The following is a 10,522-nucleotide window of genomic DNA, read 5'->3' as shown; positions in this document are numbered from 1 at the left end:
TACAGCCGCGAGGCCCTGCGCCTGGCCAAGGCCGAGCCCCCCATCCAGCTTCCCGGGGAGCGCGACCTGCTCTGGTACGTCCCCCTGGGCGTGGGCGCGGTCATCCCGCCGTGGAACTTCCCCAGCGCCATCATGGCGGGCAGGACTCTGGCTTCCATCGTCACCGGCAACACCGTCATCCTGAAGCCCTCCTCGGACTCGCCCACCATCGCGGCCAAGTTCTTCGAGGTACTGGAGGAGTGCGGGCTGCCCGACGGCGTGGTCAACTTCTGCCCCGGCGCCGGCGCCAGCTTCGGCAACTCCCTGGTCGAGCATCCGCAACTGCGCTTCATCGCCTTCACCGGCTCGCGCGAGGTGGGGCTCGACATCAACCAGCGCGCCGCCCTGCACCAGAAGGGGCAGATCTGGATCAAGCGGGTGGTGCTGGAGATGGGCGGCAAGGACGCCATCATCGTCGATGCCGACGCCAACCTCGACGCCGCCGTCGAGGGCGTGGCCGCTTCCGCCTTCGGCTTCCAGGGACAGAAGTGCTCGGCCTGCTCGCGCGCCATCGTGGACGAGAAGATCTACGACGTCTTCCTGGAGCGGCTGAAGCAGCGGGTCGAGAAGATCACCGTCGGCGACCCCACCGAGAACCCCGGCATGGGCCCGGTGGTCAACGAGGCCGCCATGAAGTCCATCCTCGACTACATCGAGATCGGCAAGAAGGAAGGCCGGCTGATCACCGGCGGCGCGCGCGACGGCAAGGCCGGCGACGGCTTCTTCCTCCAGCCCACCGTCATCGCCGACGTCCCGCCCAAGGCCCGGCTGGAGCAGGAGGAGATCTTCGGCCCGGTGCTGGCGGTCATCAAGGCGCGCAACTTCGAGCACGCCCTCGAGATCGCCAACGACACCGAGTTCGGCCTGACCGGCGCCGTCTACACCTCCTCGCGCGAGAAGATCGAGCGCGCCATGCGCGACTTCCACACCGGCAACCTCTACATCAACCGCAAGTGCACCGGGGCGATGGTGGGCGCGCATCCCTTCGGCGGCTTCAACATGTCGGGGACGGACTCCAAGGCCGGCGGCCCCGATTACCTCTACCTGTTCACCCAGGCCAAGTCCATCGGCGAAAAGCTCTGAGCCGGATGGCGGAAGCGACGGGGCGTCCCGCGGGACGCCCCGCGATTTTTTGAAGGACCTCTTATGGCGCGCATCCTGTGCGTGGACGACGAGCCCAGCATCCTCTCGCTGAAGTGCTCGATCCTGGAAGGCGCGGGACACGAGGTCACGGCCGCGCTCTCCGCCCACGACGCCGTCGAGCGGCTCGCTCGCGCCGCCTACGATCTGGTCATCACCGACTGGCGTCTGGGAAACGCCAGCGGCCAGGCGGTGGTGGAAGCCGCCAAGGCGCGCGCGCGCACGCCCGTCATCGTGGTCTCCGGCTTCCTGGCCGAGGCCGCCGCGGCCCAGCCTCGCGCCGATCTCTACCTGGAGAAGCCGCTGCCTCCGCAGCGCCTGGTGGAGGCGGTCAATCGCCTGCTGAAGCCGGACGGTGAGCCAGAAGGAGGGCGCGTGCGCGGGAAGGGGATCGGCTAGCGCGGGCTGGAAGCCACCGCCGCCGCCGCCTCCGCCAGGATGCGGTGATGGATGGTGAACAGCGCCAGCTCCAGGCGGTCGGAGACCCCGATCTTGTCGTACACGTTGCGCAGGTAGTTCTTGATGACCTGCTCGGTGGTGCCCAAGCGGCTGGCGATCTCCTTGTTCTTGTAGCCTTGCACGATGAGGGCGACGATGCGCAGTTCCTTGGCGGTCAGGCGGTCGCGCACCCGCGCTCCCACCAGGTCGCTGTCGATGGTCTCCTTGGAGGGGACGGCGGTCTGCACCCAGGTCTCGCCCTTGGCCACCTTGCGGACGCACTCCACCAGCGCCGGCCCGGTCACGCTGCGGAAGAGCACGCCCTGCGCGCCCAGCTTCTGGTACTGGGCGGGATCGGCGCCGTTCTCGGCCACCACCACCAGGTGGGTCTTGACCTTGGCGGCCAGCTCGGCCACGGGAGCGAGGTCGGGCTTGAGCGCGGTGGAGACGATGAGCACGGTGGCGCGGAACTTCTCCAGCGCCATCATCATCTGTTCCACCGTCTGCGCCTGCGCGACCACGCGCACGTCGTCTTCCACGGCCAGCACTTTGGCCGCGCCCGCCCGGAAGATCGCCTGGCTGTCCGCCAGTATCAGCTTGATCATGACTCTTCGGCGCGCCTCACTTGCGGATGAACTTGTAGTGGTCGATGACGCAGGCCACGCCGCCCTTCTTGTCGGCCTTCTTCTTGCCCGCGCCCGCCTTGGCCTCCGCCCGTACCACGCGGCCGCGACAGCGGATCTCCACCGGCTTGGTGGTGCCCGTGACTTCAGGCGGCAGGGTGATGTCGAATTCCACCGTCGAGCCCACGGCCAGAGAGGCATCGGCGCGGATGAACACTCCGGCTGCACTCAGGTTGGAGGTCGTCCCTTTGTGCTTGGTACGAGACTTGCCTTCCCGGATGGTGATGGGCAGTTGCAGCGGGAAGCGTTTCCCCGTTCTGGCTTCCGACACAGAATCCTCCTCGGGGGACTTGCGACACGTCAGTCCGGCCAGCTCCGGCGAAGTGGTTCCTACCGTGTCGTCGACTTTATACCATGAGCGCGCGGCTGGAACCTAGCCGGAGACCCTGTCTGGGCACTCCTCCGGCGCTCGCGGCCGCGCCCGCCTCAGAACTTCACGGCCACCGGCTCGCGCTCGCCCGCCTCGGCCATCTCGAAGAACTCGCGGGGCTGGAAGCCGAACATCCCCGCCAGCAGGTTGCTGGGGAACTGCGCGATCTTGGTGTTGAAGTCACGCACCACCGCGTTGTAGTAGCGGCGGGCGTTCTGGATGGCGTCCTCGATCGCGCTCAGCGTACTCTGCAGTTGCGTGAACTGCTCCGAGGCGCGCAGTTGCGGATAGTTCTCCGCCACCGCGAACAGGCTCTTGAGCGCCTGGGTGAGCATGCCTTCCGCCTGCGCCTTTTCCCCTGGGCTGGTGGCCTGCATCGCCTGCGAGCGGAGCTTGGTGACCTCGTCGAAGGTAGCGCGCTCGTGTGCCGCGTAGCCTTTGACCGTCTCCACCAAGTTGGGGATCAGGTCGTGGCGGCGCTTGAGCTGCACGTCGATGTCGGCCCAGGAAGCGTCGGCCCGCACCCGCAGTTGCACCAGGCTGTTGTAAACGAAGATGAGGCCCACGGCCAGGACCAGCAGGACGATGAGCAGGATCAGCGCCATGGCGCCTCCTTGCGGCGGGGTTCCCGGATCTGCGCGCAAGCTACCACAGCGCCCGAGCTGATGGCAATCCTCCCGCCCGCGCTATTCGTAGCGGGTGTGGGGCTGCGGCTCGCCCGAGATCACGGTGGTGATGGGCGCCTCGATCCCGAAGACCCAGGGGAACTCGGTCCCGAAGGCGTCCATGGGCGCTGCCGGAGAGCAGACCCACGCCGGCCGCGACTCGCCCTTCACCTCGATCTGCCTGCGCTCGCACACCAGTGTCCACTGCCGTGGCGGACCGGGACAGGACGCGGTCTTCTTCCTGGCAGGCTGGCCTTCGCGGAGCGTCTCCTCCGTGCGTGTGCAATGGCTCGCGCCGGTGCGCAGCGTGTACTCGCGGCGGCCGGCATCTCCCGCGCTGCTGCCGCGGAAGGCGTACCGCCAGCGCGTGGTGCTGAGGGTGGCGCCTCCGGGATCGTTCTGCCGGCGAGTCAGGGTGCCGTGGTCGTCGAGGCGTACGCCGGGTGCGCCGTCGCTCAGGCTCGTCTCCGACTCGCCGGAGAAGTTGACGGCGCAGTGGCCGCCGCAGCCCCAGCCCCAGTCGACCTGGCGATGGGCGTTGGCGGTGATCGACGTGCCTCCGCCGGCGGCCAGAGCCGCCAGCATCACCCATGTCAGAAGGGCGCGCATGTCGCCTCAGAGCAGCGCTTCGATCTGCGCCGCGATCTCGAAAAACTCCTTGGAGTTGAAGGTGGCGCTGAAGCCCATGGACTTCGACTTGGGCAGCGTCACCGCGAGGACCTGTGCCCCGCGTTCGTGCGGCACGATCTGGAAGACGCGCGCCGGCAACTTGACCTCGAAGCCGCTGATGCCGCCCTTGGTCACGGCGAAGGCCTCGCACTTCTTGCGCAGGTCTTTGGCGGCGTTGAGTCTGCCGGCCGCGGCAGCGTCGCCGCCGAACTGCCCCTTGTCGTCGAGACTCACCTCGCCGCCCACTTTCTTGCTCACCACGGTGGAGAACAGGAGTGAGCCCGCATAGCAGCCCACGCCCTGGCGGTTCATGTGCACGTCCAGGTCGGCGGTGCGGGGCTGCGGAATGTGGAAGTGCAGCGTGAGCAGGCGCGTGGTGCTGCCGCTCCAGAGTTGCGTTCCGATGTCCTTCAGGATGGAACCCACGCTCTTCTCCGCCGTGCCTGCGTCCTCCACCTCGAAGGCGATGGGCCCGCCCAGGCCCAGCTCCTTGCGCAGCAGCTCTTCGACCTGCGACCCGATCTTCTGCCCATCCTGGCCCGAGTATGCGAGGTTGTTCATAGGCAGCTCCTCTCCCGGCGGCCCGGGAGGGGCTTTACGCTACTCCCGGCCCGGAAGGGCGTCAAGGGCGCGCCCAGGTGGGGCGGCGCGCTGTGCTAACCTGTGAGTGCCTGAGAGTTGCCGGGATGGCGGAACTGGCAGACGCAGCGGACTCAAAATCCGCCGAGGTTCACCCCTCATGGGGGTTCAAGTCCCCCTCCCGGCACCAGCATGAACCCCTTGTCGAGTGCGGCTCCTCCCGCGATCCGCTCTACGATGGCCGGTACACTTTATAGTGCGACGGAGCGTGTCATGATACCTGCCCTGGAAGGTCTGGAACCGAAACCGCTATGGAAGCACTTCGCCGCATTGGCGGCCATTCCCCGCGCCTCGACCAAGGAGGCCGCTGCCCGCAGCTACGTTCTGGCGCAGGCCGCGCGCCTGGGTTTGAAGGCCGTACAGGACGATGCCGGGAACGTCGTGATCCGCAAATCCGCGCACCCTGGCCGGGAGCAGGCGCCGATGGCCCTCTTGCAGGGCCATCTGGACATGGTCTGCGAAAAGAACGAGGGGACAGCTCACAACTTCGACACGGATCCCATCCCGGTGGTGCGCGAGGGAGACTGGCTCAAGGCTGACGGTACGACCTTGGGTTCGGACAATGGCGTAGGCGTGGCGGCAGCGCTGGCCGTGATGGAGAGCAACGACATTGCTCATGGTCCGTTGGAGTTCGCCTTCACGGTGGACGAAGAGTCGGGCCTGACCGGCGCGGCACAGTTTCCAGGAGGGCTGCTGCAGTCCAAGTATTTCCTGAACCTGGACAACGAAGAGAAAGGCACGCTGTGCATCGGGTGTTCGGGCGGCGTCAAGACCACCGCTCGCCGCAAGGTCACGCTCTGCCCCGCGCGCGCGAATGCGGCGTGGCGCATCAAGGTATCCGGCTTGAAGGGTGGGCATTCCGGTGTCGATATCCACCAGGGCCGCGGGAATGCGCTGCGGATCCTGGGTGGCGTGCTGCAGAACGTGCTCGAGCGTTTGCCGGCCGAGATCGCCGGCATCAACGGGGGCAGCGCGCAGAACGCGATCCCGCGGGAGGCTGCAGCGACGGTGCTGCTGGACTCCGCCCGGGAGCAGGAACTGAAGTCGCTGGTCGCCAAGGCCGAGACTGAGTACCGCGCGGACCTCGGAGGATTTGACTCCGGGGTGCAGATCACCGTGGAGAAGGCGGAGCGTCCCGGCACGGTGATGGATGCGGCTGACGCGAAGCAAACCGTGGCCCTGTTGGCAAGCCTGCACCACGGGGTGCTGGCCATGAGCCCCGATGTGGCCGGCCTGGTCCAGACCTCGACCAACCTGGCGATCATTACCACCCAGGGCGATGCCGTGGAGATCGTGACCAGCCAGCGCAGCGCGATCGAGAGCAGCAAGAACGCGGCTGCCGCGATGGTGGCGACGGCGTGCCGGCTGGCCGGTTTTGCAGTGGAGCACGGCGGCAGCTATCCCGGCTGGAAACCCGATCCGCACAGTGAGGTCGTGCAAAAGCTGCAGGAAGTGCACCAGAAACTCTTCGGCGAACCCGCGAAACTGATCGCCATGCATGCCGGTCTGGAGTGCGGCGTCATCGGCGAGAAGTATCCCGGCATGCAGATGGTGTCTTTCGGTCCGACCATCGTAGGTCCGCACAGCCCGAACGAGCGCGTGCAGATATCTTCCGTCGAGAGCTTCTGGAGCTACTTGAAGGCGGTGCTGGAGCGCCTCTAAGAGGCATCCAAGACCCTGCTTGGTCCCGCTTCGACAGTCTCCGGCGGCCGGTTCCCCATGCAGTACAATGACCTCCCCCGGAGGAGACCGGCTATGCGCTTCACGTTGGTCCTGCTGTTGCTCGGTTGTGCCTTGCTGGTGGCGTGCAACAAGGGGACAGCGCCCGCGTCGCCGGCGGCTTCGGCGCCGGCGGCCGCCAGCCCCGCTCCCAAGGTCGCCGAGAAGATCCCCGATTACGAATTCGAGCCCCTCACCCAGACGGACGTGGACATGTACCTGGCGGTCATGCGCGAGTCGGTGCAGAAGTTCCGGCAACTGCCGCCGGCCGACAAGGCGGTGCTGGCGCAGGAGGCCGACTACTACAAGCACCTGAAGTCGGGCTGGCATCCCGCGCCCACGCCCCAGGAGCAGGATCTGTTCAAGCGCTCCGACGAGTTGCACCATCTGGACGACGGCGTCGCCCGGCAGAAGGGCGTCTATGAGCGCTACGCCGCGGTGCGCGAGGCCATCGAGGGCATGGTGGGCCCGATGAAGTGCGGCGACTCCGATTGCGGCCAGGGCGAACCCGAGGACGACCCCGCCCTGCGCAAGAAGCAGATCGAGGACGACAAGAAGCGCAAGGCCATCATCCAGCAGGACTTGGTGTTGCTCAAGCCGCATGAGGCCGAGATCCTGAGCTTGGCCACCGAGATCCGCATGATGGGAAAGTAGTACCGAGTAGCGAGTACCGAGTACCGAGAACGCGACATGGACTATCTGCTCAAGACTGAGCCCTCGGAGTACTCCTTCGCCGATCTGCAGAAGGACAAGCAGACCATCTGGGACGGGGTCTCCAATCCCGTGGCGCTCCGCAACCTGCGCGGCATGCAGAAGGGCGACCGGCTGGTCCTCTATCACACCGGCGACGAGAAGCGCGCGGTGGGCACCGCGACCGTGCTCTCCGTGGATGCCGCCGATCCCAAGAACCCGCGGGTGAAGATCGAGGCAGACAAGGAAGTGCCGCGGCCCATGACGCTGGCCGAGATCAAGGCGGCGAAGGTCTTCGCGGACTCGCCGCTCGTTCGCCAGGGCCGGCTGTCGGTGGTCCCGCTCACCGAAGCCCAGTACCGCCTGCTCACTTCGCGGTAGACTACGCTTCCCATGGCGACCGTCTATGCAGGCACGTCGGGCTGGGCCTATCCCAGTTGGAAGCCCGCCTTTTATCCCGCCAAGCTGGCCAGCAAGAAGTTCCTCGAGTTCTACGCCACGCGGCTGAACTCGGTCGAGGTCAACTACACCTTCCGCCGCTTCGTGACGGAGAAGCTGCTGGCGGGCTGGATCGCGGCTACGCCGCCGCACTTCCAGTTCACCATGAAAGCGAACCAGGCGATCACGCACGTGAAGCGCCTGCGCGAGGCCGCCGACTTCACGCGCAGCTTCATGAACTCACTCGGGCCCTTGGCCGAGGCCGGCAAGCTGGGCTGCGTGCTCTTCCAGCTCCCACCCTTCCTGAAGTGCGACGCCGTCCTGCTGAAGGAGTTCCTGGCCATCCTCCCGGCGCGAGTGCGCTGCGCCTTCGAGTTTCGCCACGCCTCCTGGTTCACCGACGAGATCTACGGGCTGCTGCGAGACGCCAATGCCTCGCTCTGCCTGGCAGAGAGCGAGAAGCTGGTGGTGCCGGAGGTCGAGACCGCGGACTTCGTGTATTTCCGCTTGCGCAAGCCCGAGTATTCGCCGGCGGAGCGCAAGATTCTGAAGGAGAAGGTAGACCGGCTCACCGCCGCCAAGAGGGACGTCTACGTCTACTTCAAGCACGAGGACACGCCCGAGGGCGCGGGCTACGCGGAAGAGTTGCTGGGCGTTGCCCCGAAGCACTAGGGTCATTTCGTCGGGGGCGGGCTGCCGACCGGCCGCACCTCGATCGGCATGTGCAGGGGCGCGCCGCCCGGTCCCGGACACATCGAGATTCGCGCCGCGATCGCGCAGGCACGCTCCAGGCTCGCGACGTCCACGATCCAGAAGCCGGCAAGGAATTCTTTGTTCTCGGGAAACACGCTGTCGGTGATTGGCATGCCGTTCTTGTCCGCCCGCACCAGCTTGGCCTCGTTCGGAAACGTGAGGCCTTCCGCGAAGACCAGCTCGCCCGACGCGCGCAGCTCTTTGTCCAGATTCCTCATGAATCCAACCATGGTCTTGATGTCCTGCTCCGACCAGCCGCTGAGCCCTGTCGAACCGGCCTTCATCGTGTTCATCATCAGCATGTACTTCATCGCTATCTCCGTTCTCTGATCTTCGCGTGACTCCTAGCCGCCCGTCGAATCCCGCACAAGCTTGTCCAATTTCCCGAGCGCGTCCTCGAGCCTCTGCGGCTGCTTCAGCACCGGCGCGAACAGGTCGCCCAGGCGCGCAAAGCGCTCCTGCACGTTGCCCAGGTGGAACTGCGCGGGAGAAAGGCCGGGCGCTACCTCGCGCCACATCAGTGGTGTCGAGACGGGCGCGCCGGGATGCGCGCGCAGCACGTAGGGTGCGGAGATGGTCTTGCCGCCGCCGATCTGCAAATAGTCGAAGTAGACCTTGCCCTTCTCGCGCTGCTTGACGGCGCGTGGCGTGGTGAACAGGTCGGGGCGCTCGTGGGCCACCAGCCGCGCCAGCACCTCGGCAAAGGAGCGCGCCTGGTCGAAGCTGTAGCGCGGCTCGAGGGGGATGTAGATGTGCATGCCGTCGCCGCCGGTGGTCTTGGGATAGCCGGCTAGCCCGAGCTGCTCCAGGCGGCGGCGGACGAGCTGCGCCGCTTCCACGATGCGGTCGTAGCCGCAGTTGTAGGGATCGAGGTCGAGCAGGATGAAGTCCGGGTGGGCGAGCGAGCCCAGGCGGCTTTGCATGGGGTTCTGGTCGATGCAGCCCAGGTTGGCGAGCCACAGCAGCGTCGGCCGGTCCTGCGCCAGCACGTAGTGCTTGGCCTCCTCGCCCTTCTCGGGCGCGATCTTCCTGCGGTGCACCCACGCGGGCGTGCCCTGGGGCGCATCCTTCTGGAAGAAGTACTCCCCCTCGATGCCGTTGGGGTAGCGCTTGAGGGTGAGGGCGCGGTCGTGCAGGTGCGGCAGGATCAGCTCCGCCACCGCGTTGTAGTAGTTGATGACGTCGCGCTTGCGATAGCCCTCGCGCGGATAGAAGACTTTATTGAGGTGGGTGAACTTCAGCTTGCGGCCGTCGATCGAGAGCGTGACCTCTTCCTGGGGACCGGGGAGCAGGGGCGCGGGCAGGGCGGTGGTTGCGGCGGGCTCCTCGGCAGGCGCCGCCGTCTTCTCGCCCTCGAGCACGCAGTCTCTCGCCGCTACGTCGAGACGCAGCCCCTGGAAGACGGGAGCGCGCAGGCGGCCGTCCGGCGTCCAGGAGTTGTAGCGCACCGCGCAGACCACTTCCGGCTTGAGCCACCGCACCTTCTTCACGTCGGCTGGGACCTGGGCCAGCGGCGAGCGCGGCGTGGCCAGCGGCTTCAGCTTCTTCCAGACCGTCTCCAGCATCTCCTGGGTGAAGCCCGAGCCGACGTTGCCGGTGTAGCGCAGCTTGCCGCCCTCGTAGCAGGCCAAGGCCAGGGAGCCAAAGGGCTCGCGCTCGCCCTCCAGCCAGCCGCAGATGACAAACTCCTGCTGGTTGACGACTTTGATCTTGACCCAGTCGCGGCTGCGGCGAGGCTCGTAGCGGCTGAGCGCGCGCTTGGCCACGACGCCTTCCAGGCCGTTCGCGCGCGCCGCTTCCATCAGTTCGCGCCCATTGCTGAACTGGTCTGAGAGGCGCACCAGCGGGCTGGGCTTGAGGAGGGCCCCCAGGGCGCGCCGCCGCTCCGCCAGCGGCGCCTCGCGCAAGTCATAACCGTCGAGGTAGAGCAGGTCGAAGGCGAAGAGCGTGACCGGCTGCGTGCGCGCGAGGTGCGGGACATTTCTCGGGCTGGCCATGATGCGCGGCTGCAGCTTGGCGAAGCTGGGCCGCCCTTGCTCGTCGAAGGCGACGATCTCTCCGTCGAGCACGGCAGTCTTCGCGGTCAGCAGGTCGCCCAGGCCGCGGAACTCCGGGTACTGCGCCTCCATGGCGTTGCCGGTGCGCGAGAGCAGGCGCACCTTGCCGTGATCGAGCAGCACGAGGGCGCGCACGCCGTCCCACTTCACCTCGTAGAGCCACTCCGCGCCCTCGGGCAGGGAATCGGCGAGCGTGGCCAGCATGGGCTGGACCGCGCGCGG

Annotated in this window: 13 protein-coding genes and 1 tRNA gene; 7 read left to right on the top strand and 7 right to left on the bottom strand. The window is 66.9% G+C overall.

The window, feature by feature from the left end; all coding sequences use genetic code 11:
• Together VEG08_01330 and VEG08_01325 are read left to right on the top strand one after the other, a co-directional pair.
• On the top strand, window positions 1-1,122 hold a 1,122-nt coding region (locus VEG08_01330; GenBank protein HXZ26619.1), incomplete at its 5' end, for an aldehyde dehydrogenase family protein.
• 63 nt (window positions 1,123-1,185) lie between these two features.
• Entirely contained in the window at window positions 1,186-1,578 is a 393-nt protein-coding gene (locus VEG08_01325; GenBank protein ID HXZ26618.1) for a response regulator, read from the top strand.
• On the opposite strand, the gene VEG08_01320 is transcribed toward VEG08_01325, so the two are convergent.
• From VEG08_01320 to VEG08_01300, 5 genes are all read right to left on the bottom strand, one after another.
• Window positions 1,575-2,222 (bottom strand): response regulator transcription factor, encoded by a 648-nt coding sequence (locus VEG08_01320; protein ID HXZ26617.1) that lies wholly within the window; start codon window positions 2,220-2,222, stop codon window positions 1,575-1,577. The two genes, VEG08_01325 and VEG08_01320, sit on opposite strands and share 4 nt — an antisense overlap.
• A 16-nt stretch (window positions 2,223-2,238) precedes the next feature.
• Complete coding sequence (locus tag VEG08_01315; protein HXZ26616.1) at window positions 2,239-2,571, bottom strand: PilZ domain-containing protein; 333 nt, start codon at window positions 2,569-2,571, stop codon at window positions 2,239-2,241.
• 155 nt (window positions 2,572-2,726) lie between these two features.
• Entirely contained in the window at window positions 2,727-3,275 is a 549-nt protein-coding gene (locus tag VEG08_01310; GenBank protein HXZ26615.1) for a LemA family protein, read from the bottom strand.
• An 81-nt stretch (window positions 3,276-3,356) separates the two neighbouring features.
• Window positions 3,357-3,944 (bottom strand): hypothetical protein, encoded by a 588-nt coding sequence (locus VEG08_01305; protein ID HXZ26614.1) that lies wholly within the window; start codon window positions 3,942-3,944, stop codon window positions 3,357-3,359.
• Window positions 3,945-3,950: 6 nt separating this feature from the next.
• Window positions 3,951-4,565: a hypothetical protein gene (locus VEG08_01300; protein HXZ26613.1), complete on the bottom strand. Its 615-nt coding sequence runs from the start codon at window positions 4,563-4,565 to the stop codon at window positions 3,951-3,953.
• A 119-nt stretch (window positions 4,566-4,684) separates the two neighbouring features.
• Here VEG08_01300 and VEG08_01295 point away from each other — a divergent pair.
• From VEG08_01295 to VEG08_01275, 5 genes are all read left to right on the top strand, one after another.
• Window positions 4,685-4,773 (top strand) — tRNA-Leu (locus VEG08_01295).
• Window positions 4,774-4,856: 83 nt separating this feature from the next.
• Window positions 4,857-6,305, top strand: coding sequence for an aminoacyl-histidine dipeptidase (locus VEG08_01290; GenBank protein HXZ26612.1), 1,449 nt, complete (start codon window positions 4,857-4,859; stop codon window positions 6,303-6,305).
• 93 nt (window positions 6,306-6,398) lie between these two features.
• A complete protein-coding gene (locus VEG08_01285; protein HXZ26611.1) occupies window positions 6,399-7,016 on the top strand; it encodes a hypothetical protein in 618 nt (205 codons plus the stop codon).
• Window positions 7,017-7,052: 36 nt separating this feature from the next.
• Window positions 7,053-7,433: an EVE domain-containing protein gene (locus VEG08_01280; GenBank protein HXZ26610.1), complete on the top strand. Its 381-nt coding sequence runs from the start codon at window positions 7,053-7,055 to the stop codon at window positions 7,431-7,433.
• 12 nt (window positions 7,434-7,445) lie between these two features.
• Window positions 7,446-8,162: a DUF72 domain-containing protein gene (locus tag VEG08_01275; protein ID HXZ26609.1), complete on the top strand. Its 717-nt coding sequence runs from the start codon at window positions 7,446-7,448 to the stop codon at window positions 8,160-8,162.
• 2 nt (window positions 8,163-8,164) lie between these two features.
• Here VEG08_01275 and VEG08_01270 read toward each other — a convergent pair whose 3' ends face one another.
• Complete coding sequence (locus tag VEG08_01270; GenBank protein ID HXZ26608.1) at window positions 8,165-8,554, bottom strand: YciI family protein; 390 nt, start codon at window positions 8,552-8,554, stop codon at window positions 8,165-8,167.
• Window positions 8,555-8,587: 33 nt separating this feature from the next.
• Window positions 8,588-10,522 (bottom strand): DNA ligase D (gene ligD, locus VEG08_01265; GenBank protein ID HXZ26607.1); only part of this gene is annotated, 1,935 nt, incomplete at its 5' end.

The organism is Terriglobales bacterium, from assembly GCA_035624475.1.
Classification (GTDB): domain Bacteria; phylum Acidobacteriota; class Terriglobia; order Terriglobales; family Acidobacteriaceae; genus DASPRL01.
The sequence above is the reverse complement of the archived record's forward strand: the minus strand, read 5'-3'. Positions and strand labels throughout refer to the sequence as shown.